The organism is Oscillatoria sp. CS-180 (assembly GCF_028330965.1).
Lineage (GTDB): Bacteria > Cyanobacteriota > Cyanobacteriia > Phormidesmidales > Phormidesmidaceae > Halomicronema.
This window is the reverse complement of record NZ_JAQMUB010000081.1, coordinates 115,364-134,241: the sequence shown is the minus strand read 5'-3', so window position 1 is coordinate 134,241 and position 18,878 is coordinate 115,364. Positions and strand designations below refer to the sequence as shown.

Here is an 18,878-nt window from a genome sequence, read left to right as displayed (position 1 = left end):
ATTTCATTTTGAATCTTAGATAACCCTAACAAAGGGTAGTCTGCGGCGGATAAAACTCATAGAATGGTGAACCCAGACTAATTATTTCATTTCATGAAACCTGTGTTAGCGGCTGATGATCTGAGGCGGTCTTCGTCGGTTGCTAACAGCGACAGCATTCTGGGATGACTACGCGATTGGTTAGCTGAGTTGTTGAATTTGATTATTGGGATTGAAGGCTGTGACGCAATCAACTTTGGACATACTTCAGAACGGCGATCCGCTCATTGCAGAGATCGTGCAGCGTGAACTAAAACGGCAGCGTGACCACCTAGAGCTAATCGCGAGTGAGAATTTTGCTTCCCCAGCAGTAATGGCAGCTCAAGGGTCTGTCCTCACCAACAAATACGCTGAAGGGCTGCCGGGTAAGCGTTACTACGGCGGCTGTGAATTTGTTGATCAGGCAGAGTCAGTTGCTATTGATCGCGTCAAAGAACTGTTTGGTGCAGCCCACGCAAACGTGCAGCCTCATTCTGGTGCCCAGGCGAATTTTGCCGTATTTCTGGCCTTGCTGAAGCCTGGGGATACTATCTTGGGGATGGACCTCTCTCATGGCGGTCACCTGACTCACGGCTCCCCAGTTAACGTCTCCGGTAAATGGTTCAATGTGGTTCAGTATGGCGTGAACCCAGATACCGAGACCTTGGATTTTGACCAGATTCGTGCTCTTGCCTTAGAACACAAGCCCAAGCTGATTATTTGTGGCTATTCTGCTTATCCACGAGTGATTCCCTTTGAGACATTCCGGGCGATCGCAGACGAAGTCGGTGCTTATCTGCTGGCGGATATTGCTCACATTGCAGGACTGGTTGCGGCAGGTGTTCACCCCAACCCCATTCCTCACTGTGATGTGGTCACTACCACCACACACAAGACCCTGCGCGGACCTCGGGGCGGTCTAATCATGACCCGCGATGCCGATTTAGGCAAAAAATTCGACAAAGCTGTTTTCCCGGGTAGTCAAGGCGGACCGCTAGAACACGTCATTGCCGCAAAAGCAGTCGCCTTTGGGGAGGCGTTGCAGCCCGACTTCAAGGCCTACTCTCAACAAGTGGTAGACAATGCAAAAGCCATGGGCGATCGCCTACAGGCTCGTAAGTTAAAGCTGGTTTCTGACGGAACGGACAATCACTTAGTGCTGGTGGATTTACGCTCGGTCGGTTTAACGGGTAAGCAAGCAGACAACCTTGTCAGCGAAGTCAACATTACGGCAAACAAAAACACTGTTCCCTTTGATCCAGAGTCTCCCTTTGTGACTAGCGGTCTGCGTCTAGGATCACCGGCTATGACAACGCGCGGCATGGGACCAACTGAGTTCACAGAGATTGCTGATATTATCGCGGACCGGCTGACCAGTCCTAACGATGCAGTTGTGCGTGAGAATTGTCAACGGCGCGTAGCGGAGTTGTGCGATCGCTTCCCGCTCTATCCTCACCTAACTCTGCCAAAGCCCGTCATGGCATAGACTCAATTTGCCTGAAATGGCACTGATAACAACTGAACTCCATGTAGGAGAAAACAGTAGACAATCGTCTTAATCTGTCCTATCCTTCATGGAGTTTTGTTTTGAAATCTATTCCCAAAAAATGTTAAGAGAGTCAACTATCTATAGTCGGGTGGGGAATAGCTCTTACCGAAGGATTTAGTATTAGTCGCGAATATTTCGTCGTTCTTGCAAATTGCCAATCTTCAACGGCGTTGAAGGAAGTTATATGCCCTTTCAGCTCTATCATCTGTTGGCCTTCGTGATATCCGGTGCGGTTGTTTTGATATCAACCCCCGTCGTTCGTCGCATTGGCTTGAGATGTGGACGAGTTGATTTGCCAGGTGGGCGCAAAGTTCATACTCAACCGATGGTGCGACTGGGTGGAATTTCTATCTTCCTGGGGACTTTGATTTCGCTGCTTCTGATTTGGTGGTCCGGTGGTTTCATCGATGCTTCAGGAACTCATCTCAGCCCTACTGACGAGTACGAGATTTGGGGAGTAACTTTAGGAGGCTTTGCCTTTTTCCTGATTGGCTTACTAGATGATTTATTTGGGTTGTCAGCGTCCAGTCGCCTGCTTATGCAAGCGTTGATCGCAGGTATTGCCTGGCACGTTGGCGTCAGTATCGACTTTCTAAGTATTCCTTTCGTTGGTTTGGTTTCCCTCCCTATGTGGGTTGGTTTGCCCGTTACAGTCGTCTGGCTCGTAGGTTTAACCAACGCTATTAATTGGATTGATGGGCTAGATGGCCTTGCCGCCGGAGTTTGTGGCATCGCGGCCCTAATCATGCTTATCGTTAGTCTATTCATGGATCAGCCCGCTGCTGCTCTCATTGCGGCGGCTCTCGCGGGTGGTTCTCTCAGTTTTCTTCGATATAACTTCAATCCAGCCAAGATTTTTATGGGAGATGGCGGCTCCTATTTCATTGGCTTTACTTTAGCTGGCGTCGGCGTTATTGGATTAACTAAAAGCGTCACAACTGTTGCCGTCTTTTTGCCTTACTTGATTCTGGCCGTGCCCATTTTGGATATGTCCGCTGTTATTGTGGATCGGATTCGCTGCGGCAATTCGCCTTTTGTTGCTGACAAGCGTCACCTGCATCATCGCCTTCTCAAAGCCGGACTGTCTCATCGCTGGGCTGTTCTTTTCATCTATGCGCTAACTCTGTGGGCGGGGAGCCTGGCACTAGCGTTCGCAGCTATCCCCAACGGTTTTGCTTTTGCGGCAGGCGCCACAGGGCTTTTGACCTATACAGGCTGGCGGGTTAAGCAGCTTTCCCGTTAAGAGGCTGAGGAATTTTCAGAGGGAAGACTCTCGCTTGTTCTCTCTATCCTCTGTGAACTGCACTTAACCTTATGAGTAAGGCTGTAACCTGAGTACTGTTGTGGCAACTTTCAGAGACTTCTCAGAAATTTTTTCCTCGTTGTTCAGATTGGCTGTTTACAGTCGAAACACTCGAATCCTGAGGCTTTTATGCTGAATTTCAAACGAACGCTCAGCTTTTTAACATTGTTGACTACCGTCACGGTAATAGCCTGTACTCCTTCCCCGACAGTGTCTTCTGAAAGCGAATCTGAACCAGCTGAATCCGTACAAACTGAGGAAGCAGAGACGGTCCCCACCTCCGAAACAGCTCCTTCATCCGTTGACGAAACGACTGAAGCGATCGCCAGAACAGGCCTATTTGAATCAGCGGAGCACGAGACCAGCGGAGCAGCTGAGCTGATTAGTGAAGAGGGGCAGCAAACGCTGAGATTTGACGCCTCTTTTTCAACTAGCAATGGTCCTGATCTGGTTGTAGTATTACATCGCTCTGCTGATCTGATCGAAGAAACTACGCCACCTGCGTATCCCTTAAATGAAGCAGACTATGTAGTGATTGCGCCCTTAAGCTCGACCACAGGTGTTCAAGAGTATGTCATCCCTGCGGAAATCAACGTAGAAGCTTTTGAGGCCGTAGCTATCTGGTGTCAAGAGTTCAACGCAACGTTTGGAGCCGCACCACTGCAATAGTGCCAGAGATGGTGATAGTCCACAACCAGTAGACTCGCTAACAACGGCAAGTTTAGCCCCTAGTACAACTACGGCAGAAATAGGCTCACCATTCAAAACACTAGGAAAGCTTATCTGCTTTAGTTTTGAATTCTCAATTTTGAATTTTGAATTCCGCGTAGCGGTACTAGTCGATATAGCTAGGCTTCTTGAAAACGCTGGACCGACATCGTTAGGAATTGGTTCAGCGTTTATTCTTTTGCCTTATGATCCTGTGCAGCTTGGTCAAGTGCATCTCAGTGTCTCAAGGGAGCAGGGAATAGGGTGTGCCTGACTCAAATGCATGTCGTTAGTAGCTATGAAGGTAGGATTGTCACCGTCACAAGCTAAGCTGCTATTTGATAACAGATCCCAGCTTCTCAGCAAAACTAGGCTCAGTCTTAACCAAAACCTGATGCGGCAGACCGCTCTGCGCCAGCATAGTGATATAGGTCTCGGCTTGGGATGGAGAAGATGCGATCGCCACAAATTTGGGAGCAGAAGCCGCACGGTAAACGCCAATAGACCGAATGTCTAGAAAAAACGCACCAGGCCGAAAGTGAGGATTTTTGTTGCCGTCATACTCAAACTTACTGAGCATGAGCTGAAAGGAACAAACCGTTTTGGGGTCAAGAGGAGGGGCCGTCGGTTGAGTTTTCGCGCGAAAGGTGGGACTTAGCGCAGCGAAAGGCACGTCAATCCCTATCCACTGTTCAGCTTCGGTATCAACTGAAGTGCAATAGGCCAAGCTGTCCCAGCTGTTACTGTTACGCAGAATAACTTTGTATCGTTGACCATCTCCTCGGAGTACCAAACGGATACCCTGCCAATTTTGCAGATTGAAAGGGGGTTCAAAGTTACGGGTTCGCACTGACGCAAATCCACCAGAATTAGCGGTAGATACATTGCCAGCAAAGCGAGCGTATCCAGGCAAAATACTCAATCCACTAGCGCTGGCTCCTCCCATAACAACGTCGTCTACTGCTCCCCAAATTTCACCTAAGCCATCAGACGAGGCCATACGAAAGTCGAATAGCAAATGTTCTTCGCTAGTGGGCAGGGAAGTCAGGTCATCAATTTGAGCAGATAAGCACTCTTCGTCATCAGGAACGCCTTTCCATACGATCGCCTGTGTGTTGACAATTCGATTGGGAGCTGTCTCTGGAAGCGGGGAGTCAGCTGGCTGGATCTGCGATCGCACCTGCTTTCCCTGATTGCGGAGCATTGTGGTCAAGGCATCTGCCTCTGGTCCTTCATCAGAGAGTAAAACGATCTCAGACTCCGGCTGAATTTCTGAGGTGGCCGGCGCTTGAGGATTCGAAGCTGCTCCAAACATCTGTTGTAACCACCGGATATTGCCTACAAAAGGAACTTCGCCAAAGAAGTTGAGGGTATCTACGAGCCTAAAAGGATTCCAGCGATCGCTCGACTGTGTCATAGTATATCCACTCTAATTTAACGTTAGTGCTACTTGGCACAGATGCTGTTCTTAGTACCTCTACTATTGACCTGCTGCACTGCATCTGACCCATAGTCAATCACTATCATCTCCCGCATTAGCAAAATTAAGTGACAATATCATTCTTTGGGCAGACATCTATCGTTTGCAATTCGTTGGTATGTAATACCTTTTCGAGAAGCCCTCATGATGTAGATGAGTGACTCTCAGCACGTCTCCGGAGAAAAGCGTAGGTTTCCTCACGACAATCAAGCTACAACTTTAGGGGAGTCAAATTATCAGCGGGCGATGTAGAGCGAGCCTAAACTAGCTGTATCGTAAACCTGTCATGCAGAATCTATAGCTTTAGCCGTTTAAGCTTGTGCACCCAATAGCATTCAGGTGCTCACCATAGCCAAACGGCTTGCCGTTGTCCTGACGGAATTGGCAATGGCCATACTATGCAAGGTTAGAGACCGATATCGCCTAATCGAAATAGTGCAGGGTTTTGCTCGACCCAAACTGAAACTGACCCACCATTGCAGCAAAACTCGGCCCAACCATGCTCATTGGTGAAGACAGGCTTCTTGATGTGTCCAGTAATGTCATAGAAAGCTGTGCGCGGTTTGCCAACCTCCATCCATTTGTTTCCTGCAGGACCATCACTCAAAACAACGGCCATTGCGTAAGGATGATGCTCAGTTCCTAGGCGTGTCCAACCTATGGTGTTGAAGTGATCGATATAGTCGTATTGAGGACCATAGGCAAAGTTCTGACGAGCAAAAATCAAGCGATCGATGATCCACTGATGAGACGCCATCCAAATTTCGTACTCATTGCCATCTGGTGCTTTATCTCTGTAGTGAGCACCGTAATAGTCGGCATAGAACACGCAGGGATAGCCCTGTTCCCTAAGCAGAATGATGGCATAGGCTAGCGGTTTGAACCACGCTTCGACGACTGACTCTAGAGCTTGTAGAGGCTGAGTATCGTGATTCTCAACTAGCGTCACAGCAAACAGCGGCAGTTCCTTCATCAACGTGCCATCAAAAATACGCCGCATGTCATAGTTCCCACCACTTTTACTTGCTTTGTGGAAATTGTGATGCAGAGGAGCATCGAACAAATTGAGACGTCCACCCGAATTGCCGATATACCAACTCAAGGTGCCGAAGTCATAAGTCCAATATTCACCGACACAGAACAAATCACGGCCTGAATGAGTTTCCAGATGATCAAGCCACTCATTGAAGAAGTCGCCATTGATGTGTTTGATGGCATCTAACCGAAACCCGTCAACACCGATACTGTTCAGCATCCACTCACCCCAATGCTTGAGTTCACCTCTCACCTCGGGATGGTTAATATCCAAATCGCTGCCCATAAGGTAGTCATAGTTGCCGATTTCTAGATCGACTTTGGTCTCAAAACTTTTATCGGCCATTTTCCAGACGGCCTTAAAGTTGGGTTCGTAGAGATTGTGATCGACTGCATCGAAGTGATACCAGCGCCACTTCATTCTGGAGTATTTGCCGTCCCGTTTTGGAAAATCGAATCCTGTCCAGGCTTTGATTTTGCGAGCTTGTCCGATTATCCTCGTACGGTTATGGGGATCATAGGGAATCGCATCAAATTCTTCTTCGTAATCGGCAGCCATCTTGTGGTTGAAGACGACGTCAGCATAAACTTGGATGCCGTTTTGTCGACAGATTCGCACCGCATCAACATATTCGTCCTTAGTGCCGTACTTAGTTCGGATCGTCTTTCGCTGTTCGAATTCCCCTAAATCGAACAGGTCATACACGCCATAGCCAACGTCATACTGCCCAGCAATGCCTTTGTAAGCAGGCGGTAGCCATAAGGCTGTAAACCCTGCATCGGCCAAGGCTTTGGCATCTTGTTGAAGCTTCTTCCAGTGCGTGCCATCTGGAGGAAGGTACCAATGAAACCACTGCATCATCGTGCCGTTAAATTCAGCAGGCGCTTTTTTGCCTGCGATCGCTGAAGCATTGGAATCTAACCAGTCCTTTAGTGTCCCCTGAGCAGTGCCAAGGGTCTGAGGATTAAGGTCGGTACCGAAAGTTTTGAATTGCTCTTTGAGCTGCTGAAAGGGAGATGGCATAGCTGGTAGATGCTAGATGACTAATTTGAGACGCAAGGATATCAGTCCAAGACCTTATACCCCAAGACAATCCATATTCATGAGTATGCAGCAAAAGTCTAATGAGGAAATTAAGAAAGAAGTAGCCGTGACGAATCCTGATGACGTTTACTTCAGCTATCTAACATAACCTCAGTAGTCTGACGCTTGATAGCTAGCGATCGATTTAGCTGACAACGTCCTTTTTGAAGCGACGCAATAAATCTAAATTCGAAAAAAGTTACAAGAGTTATTAAAACGTCCGATAAATTCCGAAGAAAACCCTAAAGCTTCCGAGGAATTAAAAACCCCCTTTCTAAAGTGGTAACTAATTCATCCGGTCCAAATACTGAGAACTTGTGACATCTGCGGTAGCAACTGAATCAATGTTTTGAGCATTTGGACAGGGGATTTTGATTGCAGCTAGTATCTTATGTCAGCCAATATTCCCTTCGATATCTCCTCTACCTCTGGCCGAGACAATCACCAGCCGCAGCTCACGGCTCAGGTCCGCATTCGTCGCCTGGTCTGGAAAATTGCAGTCGCAACCTTAGCTCTGATGGCTGTCGGTAGCGCGACGCGCGTTATGAACGCCGGACTGGCTTGTCCGGACTGGCCGCTGTGTTATGGACAACTCGTCCCTCGACAGCAGATGAATTTACAAGTGTTCTTAGAATGGTTTCACCGTCTAGATGCCTCGCTCATTGGCTTAATGTCAATTTGGTTGGCGGTTCAATCCTGGTGGTGCCGTCGTGATCTTCCGCAGTGGCTGCCTTGGGCGTCTTCCGGTGCACTGGTCCTAATTTTGGTGCAAGGGGCCTTGGGCGGACTTACAGTAACTGAGTTACTCAGATTCGACATTGTAACTGCCCATTTAGGGACTGCTCTAGCGTTTTTGATTTCGCTGGTAACTATCGGCTTTTGCCTACTCCCTTATCAAGGTTTGGGCACTTCAGGAAACTTGTTTGCGATTGGTCTTATATCAGCGGTACTGGTCTATTTTCAATGCCTTCTGGGTGCACTTGTTGGTTCTCGTTGGGCGGCCCATCAATGCTTGGGTCTGTCTCAACTCTGCCGAGTGATGAACAGTCACTTGATCGGTGTTGTCCCTCCGACGATCGCGATTCTCTCTTTGCTTTTGGTCGCTTGGCGAACACCTGCACTGCATACCTCGCTGCGCCGCTTGACGGTTTTGATTGGTACTCTCTTGTCTCTCCAAATCGTGCTTGGTATTGCAACGCTACAGATGCATCTACAAGTCGAACCGCTGACGGTTACTCATCACACAGTAGGAGCCGCGCTGACAGCTGCATTAGTAGCGTTTACGGTTTTGGCTTGGCGCGATCGCACGCAGCCTGCTATGCCAACCGATTTCAACGAAGACTTTTCAAGTCGTGATTTAGCCTAACGGCTGCCTACAACTTTCCTTTATCTTGCTTTCTCAATAAGGACTTCCCTGCACATGCAGACAACTCCCACCTGGCAAAGTCAAACACCTCATCATGAAACCTTCTGGCAGGTGTGCCAAAGTTATTGGCAACTGACAAAGCCTCGGATTATTCCGCTTTTACTCATTGAAACTGCTGCCAGTATGTTGGTAGCGGCTCACGGCACCGTTGATCCTGTGCTGCTGATTGTGACTCTGCTAACGGGTGCATTGGCAGCTGCTTCAGCTCAATCGATTAACTGCATTTATGATCGCGACATCGACTTCGATATGGAGCGGACTCGTCACCGTCCAATTCCCTCAGGGCGAATTCAGCTGCGAGACGCTTTGATTTTCGCAGTTGTACTTGCTGCTATCGCGTTCTCATTACAGACGCTTGTTGGTAATTTGCTGAGTGCCGTTTTAGAAATGGCCGGAATTGCTGTTTACGTCGGCGTTTACACTCACTGGCTGAAGCGATCATCGACTCAAAATATTGTTATCGGCGGTGCTGCTGGCGCGATTCCACCCTTAGTGGGTTGGACTGCCGTCACAGGTGAACTGAGCTGGGCTGCCTGGCTGTTCTTTGCCATTGTGTTTATTTGGACTCCTCCCCACTTCTGGGCCTTGGCGTTGGTCATTCAAGACGACTACGCCAAAGTGGGTGTGCCAATGCTGCCTGTTATTGCTGGTGACGAAGCGACGGCGAAACAGATCTGGGCTTATACGCTAGCCCTGGTGCCCATTACTTTGATGATGACCGTGCCTCTAAACGCAACGGGTTGGGTCTATGGCGCGATCGCAGCCTACCTGGGCTGGATATTTATCAAAAAGGCTTGGCTGCTATTGCAGGCCCCGAGCGATCGCGATCAGGCGAAATCACTGTTCAAGTTTTCCATTCTTTACATGATGGCGCTGTCCGCTGGTATGGTCGTGGACAGCCTGCCGATTACTCGCTCGCTAGTATCAGCTCTATCCCATGAGGTTTATGAGTTTGCTGCAACGTTGATGCCTTTGATGGTTAGCTAGCAGTCCTATCCGTTTGTGGAGTTTGTGGAGCGCCACACTCTCGGCAGTATGGTAACAGACGGTAAGTCTGCTGATGACAAACTCCACACTCTTGAAGTTGGTTGTAGCCGCAATGGGGGCAATAATGATCCTGCTGTGTCAACTTCCTCGCGCAACGGATGCAGCGGCTCTTTTGTACCCGTCCTGAAGCTTGAACTTTAGGATTGAAGACAATTTTCTGAAGAAACTTGATCAGGCCAAAACCGACCAGCGGAATCAAAAGAATGTAGACGTAGCTTATTAAAAACAGCAGACTGCCGAAAATGATGTTGGCGATCGCAGTGAGAGCACTAAACAGGGCACCAATCTGAAAAATTTGGAACAGTCTGATGATCAGAGGTACCAAAAAGATCACCAGCAGGTGCCAACTGAGAAGTGCAACTAAGCCATGGTTGTTCCGTTGAGCTGAGCGATGCACCAACCAGCTAATCGTGATCAGTGGCAGGAGAAAAAGGCCTTGAAAGATAATTTCAACGGTTGGATGCCAGAAAGTCGCGCGGTTGTATGGGTTTTCTAAACTCGCGAACTGTGCTTCACTCTTCAGCAGCTCCACGAGCTGCTGACTCTCAGTACTTTGTATAAGTCGTACTTCAAGGATTGAGATTTCCTCTCTCAAGGTTTCAATCTGAGCAGTGTTAGCATTAAATGTCCGTTTTGCTTCAGCAGCTTCCACTTCATTGATGGAGCGATCGCGCGGCTGACCAGCAATGTCCTCTAACAGCGTGGAGTCATATTGATCTCGAATCTGCCGATTAGCTGCTTCTAAATCACTGATCGTTGTTCGACGCTGGTTGATGTCTGCGACGACCTCTCGATTGGCCGAAGTATTCAGTTGATCCCAATAGCTGGCGTACTGTAGACACAGGTCCGACACCTGCCCCAGATGATCTTCTGCCTCGGAGCGATAGGTTGACTGAAGCGAAGTTTCACGGTCATCCAGAGGAACCGCGTTTCGAATCAGCTCGATATCTTTCTCGGTATCTGTATTTGTTCGATAGTTAGACCAGTTGGCATAACAGGGGTGTTGCTGAGCCGGGCTAATGGGCCAATGCCCAACATCGCTAAGGCCCGAAAAAACCATTCCCAGAATAAATAAATCGACTAGGACGATGACGATTAAGCTGACCTTGTTGATAGGCTCGCTGTTGACGGTACTGGTTCGTCTAAAGAAGTAGCGCCACCAACGCCTAAATCGCCTTAACAAAATGCCTCCTTTGCACTCTCGGCTCTAGCAAACTACCGCCTACTTATAGACCGCGAATTCAACAGAAGGTTGCCGTCTAGGGCACACCATCAATTAATCCTAGAAGCTTGGTGGCACAAGCAAGCATTACTGTGCCTGTTTCTCAAAATTTATCGACTAGGGGCTGAAACCTACTTTGATAAGGTATTTGAGCGCTTAACGATGACAGTCTCTAGTATTTTCCATCGACTAGCAAACCGAAATTCCGGCCAGTCTGTGCAAACTGGGATAAGACATTTTGCAACTCATACTGTTTGGTCTATAGAACAAGCCCTTTAAAGAATAAGTAACCCCCATCCTGACGGTGGGGGTTAGTTCATATATGTCTTTTCGTATATGACCCTAAATTAGCCCGGCAAATTTAGAGATAGGTAAACCTGAAGTAAATTCAGAGACAGCTTTTGTGAAGATGAGAAAAAATCCAATGGCAGGATAATCGAAGTCCAATTATGTAAGCATTCAAAACAATAACCTCCAAAGGCAGTGACCCTTGGAGGCGCATTCATATAATTCTTTCCTCATACGTGCCCAGCATAAAGTCACGATTTTGCTATTGGGTGAAATTTGCATGAAATCATAGAGTTATTTTGTGAAGCTAAGATGAAGTTCTGTCGTCTTCCTTAAGCTTTAGAGGATTTGGCCGCTTTGATGCAGTCAAAAATATTGGCATCAGACTTAATCGCTTGAGCGTCCAAGTGAGTCCGGCTGACCCGGAAACCGCGATCGCGCAACACAGTCATCAGGTGTTCTCGCTTAGGAATATCCATTTGACCACGGCGACCAATTTCGGGCAGCGTGAAGTAGTACGGTGGCATCTCAGCTTCGTCTTGCATGATCTGCAAGAGTTGGACCTGCTTATGCCAGCCCCACTGTTGAGCCAAATCGCTCATCTCAGCTAGGAATGCGCAATCGTGCAGTGCTCCTAACCATAGAGGGCCATTAATTGTCAATGGTGTAGAAGACGGTGAGGACAGCGGCGAACTGTGATGACACACCGCTTTTCCCAACTGTCGCCATGAGAGGGTTTGGTAGTGTCCGCAGTGATGGCAATAGCCTAGAAAACCGTACTGCTTCAATGGCTTACTCTGCCCCGTACTCAAGCGCACCATAACGCGGTGAACATGCCCGTTATATAGCGAAAAAATAGGTTGAACGACCATTCCGCGAGAAGCTGCTTGCTGTAAAGCACTACCGATGAGTAGCCGGGCTCCTTGCTCGTGACTAGCAGGATGAGGACGGGCATAGGCCCCATATAGTCGCACGCTATGGTCGGGATTATGGCCTCCAGTGGTGCGAGTATCGGTGCTGGTGAGATACAAAAAACCGTCTAGACGAGTGGCCCACAGTCCTGTTGCAAGATAAGGTGCTCCGCCCCCAAAACTATCAATATCCACAAGATCGTAGAAGTCCCGCTGCTGGTAGCAGGTAAAAAAGACATGATTCGCATCCTCGTGGGTAATGCGGTAAGACTGCGATCGCATACCCGCTTCTAAGTTTTGCTGCAAAAGGTCGTGCAGTTCAGGGTTGCCTTCATTAGCCCAGACCCAATCAGCTCCGGCCTCCAGCTGATATCTCAAGGGCCGCACACCACAGCCTGTCATGGCATCCAATACCCGAAGTTCCTGTCGCTGCTGGCGATAGACTGCTGCTGCTAATACAGCGAGGTCCCGACCAGTCTGGCTTTCCCGACGGTAGAAGGATCCCTCAATACGAAACTTTGCCTGCCCTTCTTGGCACCACTCAGACATTCAAGAGCACCCTATCGGCGAGCCTTGATTGCCTGCTCAATCGCAGCTTCTAGCGCTCCCTTTTCCAGGTCAGTTAACACAAACACTTCTTGGGCTGTTTTTCCCTTACGGGCAATTAATTTGAAGCCACCTCGAATCGGAACGGAAACTTTCAGCCTGAGATGAGGTGAATGGCTACGAACGGTTGATAGTCGTCCAGGTGTAATCGTCTGAACTTGGCTTGCAAGGCTTAGGAGGGCTTCCAACACGGGGATCAATCCAGGAATGTGAGTGGAATGGTTCCAAACTAGACGTCCTGGCGTCGGCTTACCCATAACATTGACTTCCTCACCTGCAATCTATTGATATGACCTAACTGTAGCGATCGCTCACACAAGCTTAACCTCCCCAGCTAAGCCTGCTCCAGAGGGGCCATCGTCAAGCCAGCACGGCTGAGCTGACTGTGATAAAGTTCAGCCTGTTCTAGCGGACCAACCCATACAATCGCCTGCCCATCGTTATGGATCTGATGAGTTAGCTTCCAAGCACGGTCATTACCCATACCAGGAATATACTTTGTTAAACAATCTGCGACGTGCTGAAAAGTATTCACGTCATCATTCAGCACAATGATTTTGTAGTTTGGATAAGGTTTTCTCGTGACCTGACGAGTCTTTTCTGGAGCCACAGTTGGGGACGCAGTCGCCGACATCGGCATCACTAAAGTAGAGACTGTCATTGCAATACTGTTGAGTGGGGTGAAATATACTTTTAGGATTTACGCAGGATGCCAATAGACTAGACGTGCAGCCTACATTAAGCCAGCTCTAAGAGTCAGGAACTCCGTTCGCGTAAGTCCCGATTTTTTCGATTTGTTATTAGTGTATCGAATTCTTCCTGAAGCATTGCAAGGCTAAGACGAATTCACGGGTGCAGATTTTCAATTTTGGATTAGAAATTTAGATGAGAAACTATGGGGTGGCACCTTTGCAGTGTCAATGTAGTCTTTGCCAGTTCCATCAGGACAAGGACGTTGGGCCATCTGGCGATGCGCAAGGACCTGAATGCTATTGGGTGCACAACCCTAGATGGTTAAATCGATATCTGGTAGCAGCGGGCAAGTCAAACAAGACCACTCTGTTCCCTGTCACCTATTCCCTTCCAAGAGGACTCAAGCGACACGATTGAGACTCTATAGCAAACATAAAGAGAAATTAGCCCAAAAAAACAACCCTGTGAAGAATAACGCTTCACAGGGTTGTCAAATCAGCAGAAACGTTTTCTTATCTCGAAGTTGCCAGCACTGCTTCCTGCGATTTACTCGCTGTGGATGATTGAGTCAACTGGCTCAAAATTGCAGTGACGTTAGCACGGGCATCGCCGAATAGCATAGACGTATTTTCTTTGTAAAAAAGAGGGTTTGCGACACCGGCATAGCCTGCGGAAAGGCTACGTTTTAAGACAACCACTGCTTGAGATTTCCACACTTCCAAAACAGGCATTCCTGCCATAGGACTGTTGGGATCTTCCAATGCACTGGGATTAACAGTATCGTTAGCGCCAATCACGAGAACAACGTCGGTTGACGGAAAATCGTCATTAATTTCGTCCATTTCCAGCACGATGTCATAGGGCACGTTTGCTTCTGCTAAGAGCACATTCATATGCCCTGGTAGTCGTCCAGCAACCGGGTGAATGCCAAAGCGAACTTGAGTGCCGCGATCGCGCAAAAGCTGTGTGATCTCAGCAACTGCATGCTGAGCCTGAGCCACTGCCATGCCATATCCGGGCACGATGACAACGCTAGCGGCATCTTTCAGGAGGTCAACCGTTTCTTCCACAGAGACAGGCGTTGCTTCCCCTTCAGTCGTGGTACTGCCCTGATAATTGGTGTTGCCAAAGCCACCCAGCAGCACATTAGCGAAAGAGCGGTTCATGGCCTGACACATGATATAGCTCAGGATCAAACCGCTGCTACCCACCAACGCACCTGTGATAATCAACAGGTCGTTGTTCAGCATGAAGCCCGCTGCCGCTGCCCCCCAGCCCGAATAGCTGTTGAGAATGGAGATAACGACTGGCATGTCTGCTCCACCGATCGCAATCACTAGAGTAATGCCTAGCATAGAGGCGATCGCAGTCATGATCCCCAGCGGCAATAACCCTGCTGCTTCACCGACTGTCATGTAGTAGTAGCCCAGGCCAATCACCGCTGCTAGCATGCCAATGTTTAAGAGATGGCGGCCCGGTAACAGCACCGCCTTGCTGGAGACAATGCCCTGCAGCTTGCCACAAGCAATAAGCGAACCGATAAAGGTGATACTGCCGATGAAAACACCGACAAAGACCTCTACTTTGTGGATCGTGAAATCAATACCCACCAGGGACGCATCTGGATTGAGATAGCTGGCATACCCCACGAGAACAGCCGCCAAGCCACCAAATCCATTGAGCAAGCCAACCAGTTGAGGCATAGAGGTCATCGCCGCGCGGGTAGCAATAAGGCCGCCAATCCAAATGGCTGGAATAACCGAAACCGCCAAAACACCGTATCCGGTGACCTGCGGGCTGAGTGCCGTTGCGCCCAGTGCCACCACCATGCCGGCGATCCCATACAAATTACCGCGTCTTGCCGTCTCTGGGTTTGAGAGACCCCCCAGGCTGAGAATGAAGAGAATGCTGGCTGCAATATATGCAACCGTCAACAGATTATTAGACATACCAAATCCTGTGTGCTGTGTTCAGGTGCAATACAGTTCGCCAACTACTTGTGAAACATGTTCAGCATGCGCTGAGTAACGAAGAAGCCGCCGGAGATGTTTAAAGTGCTGACAAAGATTGCGATCGCACCCAGTACGGTCACCGTAGAGGTTAGCGGCCCAGAAATTTGCAACATGCCACCAATGATGATGATGCCGCTAATCGCGTTTGTCACACTCATGAGAGGCGTATGCAAGGCTGGAGTCACATCCCAAATCACTTTCCAACCTAAGAAAATCGCCAGCACAAACACCGTAAAGTGAGAAATGAAGGATTCAGGTGCAGCTACTCCAACACCAAACAGTGCTGCCCCAATTATCAGCGGCCAAATCAGCTGCTTCAGTGGATTCGGCTTAGTTTGAGCGGGTGTCTGCTCTGTTTGAACAGACTGAGGAGTGGGCTTCGAAGGTGCAGGTCTTTCGAGAGGGGGCGCAGGCCACGTAACCTCACCCTCAAGCACGACCGTCGATTGGCGAACAACAACGTCTTCCATATCAATGGTGTGGTTGGCAGCTCCGCCAAGATCGCTTAAGAGGTGGAACAGATTAGTGCCATACAGCTGACTCGCCTGATTTGCCATGCGACTTGCTAAATCAGTCAAACCAACAATGGTAATTCCGTGATACGTGTAAATCTCATCGGGTCGAGTGACTTCACAGTTGCCGCCCTGCTCAGCTGCCATGTCAACGACCACTGATCCTGGCTTCATGGCCTCGACCATCTCTTGAGTCACCAAACGCGGTGCAGCCTTGCCGGGAATAAGAGCCGTTGTGATAATAACGTCTACTTCTTTGGCCTGCTCAGCGAATAGGGCCATCTCTGCGGCGATGAAGGCTGGACTCATGACTTTGGCATAGCCCCCCGATCCCTCACTATCCTCTTCAAAATGAAGCTCTAAGAACTCAGCACCTAGGCTTTGGACCTGTTCCTTCACCGCAGGGCGAGTGTCAAAGGCACGAACGATCGCGCCTAGTCCCCGTGCAGTGCCAATGGCTGCTAACCCTGCTACCCCAGCACCAATCACCAATACTTTGCAAGGCGGAATTTTACCCGCAGCGGTAATCTGTCCTGTAAAACCTCGACCAAACTGATTCGCCGCCTCAATGACGGCTCGATATCCGGCTAGATTAGCCATTGAACTCAGCGCATCCAGCTTCTGAGCACGGGTGATGCGAGGCACAGCATCCATCGCCATCACCGTTGCGTTTTTCTGAGCGAGTTTTTCTAAAAGCTCAGGATTTTGGGCCGGCCAAATGAAGCTGATCAGCTTGCCGCCAGGACGTAGCAGTTCTGTTTCATCACGGTTCAGATCAGGGTGCCACTGGGGCGATCGCACCTTCAAGACGATGTCTGATTCAGCCCATAGAGTAGGAACGTCTTCGACAACGTGACACCCTGCGGCTTGATAGGCACTGTCTAGAAAACTGGCCGATTCTCCTGCGCCCGCTTCAACCCAAACTTCAAACCCCAACTTCTGTAGCTTTTGAGCGGTATCTGGCGTGACCGCTACCCGGCGCTCCCCCTGTGCAATTTCTTTTGGAATCCCCAGACGCATCGATGGACGTGATTCTGGGGACGCTGTCGTATCTGGCGCGATCGCAGCTGTCATAGACCATTTCTCCTAAGTTAATTTGTACTGTCAGGTGTTCATAGGCCAAATTGATGCTTTTTCAACTGAAGATCATTCGATCTTTAGAAAAAGCTTGTCAAACTCTAGATGTGAAATCGCCCTGCTAAAAGTCGTGCTAAGCAGAAACAGGGCGAAAAACCTCATCCCGGAATATTGACGCTCAGACCTGTCGGACAAAAATTGGCAAATGCTCACCAGAGGTCAAACAGTTCATCGCGGATTCATCAAAACTTACAAGCCTGAACTTGCAACACTTCACGCTGTTCAGCCAGTTGAAACAGGCTAGCAAAACGCTTTCGACACCTACTTGCTTCGTGAACGACTTTGCTTCGTGAACGACCGCAACCCTTACTAATGCTTCACACGCTTCATATTTAGAGATAAAGAGGCATCAAAATCACTGCTCCAATGCCTCGTTTTTAACTCGAACCTCTCAAAATCGAAAGGTTGATCAGCCTTTTTTTACATTGTTCAACTGTTTGATGACATACATCCCAAAACGGAGATACGAAACTTAACATCATGATGCTAAATCATTCATCTTCGCAGTCCCTTAACATTTATAACCAATGAAACGTCGTGTTCAAGACATTGATAGGTTACTGCAAATAAGCTTTTCTATTTTGCGAAACAAAAGTTTTTCTCGAATTTTTCATCAACCTGTCGTTGCTCATCTCAGCCGGTATAAACGGAAAATCACAATTATTAATTTCGGATAGAGATGCATCACTTGTGGACCGTCAATTTTTTGTAGAGGTCCATCAGCCCCGCTGTTCCCCTTGAGAGATTTCAGCTATTAGCAAAAAGCTTCCATTTAGCCACTGGTTCAAATCAACTTATATTTTGTTGGCAGGGAGATTTTTCTTCAATACTTCAATGAGTGTGATGTAGAGCATAGATCAACGGCATGGATATATGGATATATAGCCCCGCTGTTTGAGTTCTGCCTGAGAACGACCTAGTAGGGAAGAAGAATTGATTGAGAACAACACGTCACAAGCATCTCTTATCCAGGCTCAGCATAGGCATTAAGACTATTTGAGAAGTAGTCGTTAATGGTAATATTGCATGCTATGGGCTAGCCAAAAGCGCTGGAGACGAGTTTACTATGAGGAACTCTCACAGGCTCGTTCGCCCTCATGTTAAAAGTGGACACTTTTCTGAGATGCCTGTCGTCGGAGGCAAAAAGCTGAAGGGGCGTGCACAATACCTTAAAAGTACGTGAATCTGGTAAAAACGCGATTTTAGAGAGGTTATCAATGAAACTAAAGCAGTGGTTACATCGAAGCTTGTTAGGCGTCCTGGCTGCTTCGGGGCTGGCGATCGCTGGCAGTACTGCGATCGCTCAGACAACAGAAGGGCTAACGATCTTTGGGGGCGTAGATTCTGAGTTTCGTCTGGGCTACTACATCGATAACAACGAGCGGCGCAGCAACGATGCCCGCTACTACCTGCGAGTGGCCGGCGGTAAGATTCCGCAAGACATTCTGGAGCTGCAAATTAGCTACCCTGAAAAATTTGAAGAACAAGGCGGCTACTTCACATCAGCTCGCATTGAACTTCGTGAAGGAACTGGTCGAGGTGGCGCGACCATTGAGGCCGACGAGATTATTGTTGATCCCGAAGCTAATGTCTTCGAGATTTACCCTAGTGAGCCAATTCCAGCAAATACAAGTTTCATCGTCGTGCTACACGACGTTCGTAACCCCAATCGTTACGGGAACTACTTCTTCACCCTTGATGCCTTATATCAAGGCGGGCCTTTACGAGAATTCGTGGGTGTATGGCCTTTAGAAGTTGCCGCTGAGTAGACGCTGTGACGGTTAGGTCTCGGCAACCCTTTCTCATTTGGTGTTACTATTAAAAACTGCGTCTTTAAATTTGGTGCG

Annotated in this window: 14 protein-coding genes; 6 read left to right on the top strand and 8 right to left on the bottom strand. The window is 48.6% G+C overall.

The window, feature by feature from the left end; all coding sequences use genetic code 11:
* Nucleotides 1-220 precede the first annotated feature (220 nt).
* The 3 genes from glyA to PN498_RS19685 all read left to right on the top strand — a co-directional run bounded on the left by glyA (nucleotide 221) and on the right by PN498_RS19685 (nucleotide 3,539).
* Entirely contained in the window at nucleotides 221-1,504 is a 1,284-nt protein-coding gene (glyA, locus tag PN498_RS19695; protein WP_272065000.1) for a serine hydroxymethyltransferase, read from the top strand.
* 247 nt (nucleotides 1,505-1,751) lie between these two features.
* Nucleotides 1,752-2,810, top strand: a complete 1,059-nt coding sequence (locus tag PN498_RS19690) for a glycosyltransferase family 4 protein (RefSeq protein ID WP_272064998.1) — start codon at nucleotides 1,752-1,754, stop codon at nucleotides 2,808-2,810.
* A 270-nt stretch (nucleotides 2,811-3,080) separates the two neighbouring features.
* Nucleotides 3,081-3,539, top strand: coding sequence for a DM13 domain-containing protein (locus PN498_RS19685; protein WP_272064996.1), 459 nt, complete (start codon nucleotides 3,081-3,083; stop codon nucleotides 3,537-3,539).
* 373 nt (nucleotides 3,540-3,912) lie between these two features.
* Here the strand turns inward: PN498_RS19685 and PN498_RS19680 are convergent, their stop codons facing one another.
* Entirely contained in the window at nucleotides 3,913-4,995 is a 1,083-nt protein-coding gene (locus tag PN498_RS19680) for a CIA30 family protein (RefSeq protein WP_272064994.1), read from the bottom strand.
* A 469-nt stretch (nucleotides 4,996-5,464) separates the two neighbouring features.
* Complete coding sequence (locus PN498_RS19675) at nucleotides 5,465-7,117, bottom strand: alpha-amylase (protein ID WP_334312273.1); 1,653 nt, start codon at nucleotides 7,115-7,117, stop codon at nucleotides 5,465-5,467.
* A 451-nt stretch (nucleotides 7,118-7,568) separates the two neighbouring features.
* Between PN498_RS19675 and PN498_RS19670 the strand changes: the two genes are divergently transcribed.
* Both PN498_RS19670 and PN498_RS19665 read left to right on the top strand, forming a co-directional pair.
* Complete coding sequence (locus tag PN498_RS19670) at nucleotides 7,569-8,543, top strand: COX15/CtaA family protein (RefSeq protein WP_272064993.1); 975 nt, start codon at nucleotides 7,569-7,571, stop codon at nucleotides 8,541-8,543.
* A gap of 54 nt (nucleotides 8,544-8,597) precedes the next feature.
* The gene (locus tag PN498_RS19665; RefSeq protein ID WP_272064992.1) at nucleotides 8,598-9,590 is read left to right on the top strand and encodes a heme o synthase; all 993 of its coding nucleotides are present in this window, start codon (nucleotides 8,598-8,600) and stop codon (nucleotides 9,588-9,590) included.
* Here the strand turns inward: PN498_RS19665 and PN498_RS19660 are convergent.
* The 6 genes from PN498_RS19660 to pntA form a co-directional block, all read right to left on the bottom strand.
* Complete coding sequence (locus PN498_RS19660; RefSeq protein ID WP_272064991.1) at nucleotides 9,583-10,833, bottom strand: hypothetical protein; 1,251 nt, start codon at nucleotides 10,831-10,833, stop codon at nucleotides 9,583-9,585. The genes PN498_RS19665 and PN498_RS19660 overlap by 8 nt on opposite strands.
* Nucleotides 10,834-11,492: 659 nt before the next feature.
* Nucleotides 11,493-12,620, bottom strand: a complete 1,128-nt coding sequence (locus PN498_RS19655; RefSeq protein ID WP_272064989.1) for a tRNA (guanine-N1)-methyltransferase — start codon at nucleotides 12,618-12,620, stop codon at nucleotides 11,493-11,495.
* Nucleotides 12,621-12,631: 11 nt separating this feature from the next.
* Nucleotides 12,632-12,934, bottom strand: a complete 303-nt coding sequence (locus tag PN498_RS19650; protein ID WP_272064988.1) for a DUF2103 domain-containing protein — start codon at nucleotides 12,932-12,934, stop codon at nucleotides 12,632-12,634.
* Nucleotides 12,935-13,011: 77 nt separating this feature from the next.
* Complete coding sequence (gene clpS / locus PN498_RS19645; protein ID WP_272064986.1) at nucleotides 13,012-13,338, bottom strand: ATP-dependent Clp protease adapter ClpS; 327 nt, start codon at nucleotides 13,336-13,338, stop codon at nucleotides 13,012-13,014.
* Between the two features lie 544 nt (nucleotides 13,339-13,882).
* Nucleotides 13,883-15,319, bottom strand: a complete 1,437-nt coding sequence (locus PN498_RS19640) for an NAD(P)(+) transhydrogenase (Re/Si-specific) subunit beta (protein ID WP_272064984.1) — start codon at nucleotides 15,317-15,319, stop codon at nucleotides 13,883-13,885.
* Between the two features lie 44 nt (nucleotides 15,320-15,363).
* Nucleotides 15,364-16,968: a Re/Si-specific NAD(P)(+) transhydrogenase subunit alpha gene (gene pntA / locus PN498_RS19635; protein WP_334312272.1), complete on the bottom strand. Its 1,605-nt coding sequence runs from the start codon at nucleotides 16,966-16,968 to the stop codon at nucleotides 15,364-15,366.
* Nucleotides 16,969-18,248: 1,280 nt separating this feature from the next.
* Between pntA and PN498_RS19630 the strand changes: the two genes are divergently transcribed.
* Nucleotides 18,249-18,800, top strand: coding sequence for a DUF2808 domain-containing protein (locus tag PN498_RS19630; protein WP_272064982.1), 552 nt, complete (start codon nucleotides 18,249-18,251; stop codon nucleotides 18,798-18,800).
* The last annotated feature ends 78 nt before the right edge of the window (nucleotides 18,801-18,878 follow it).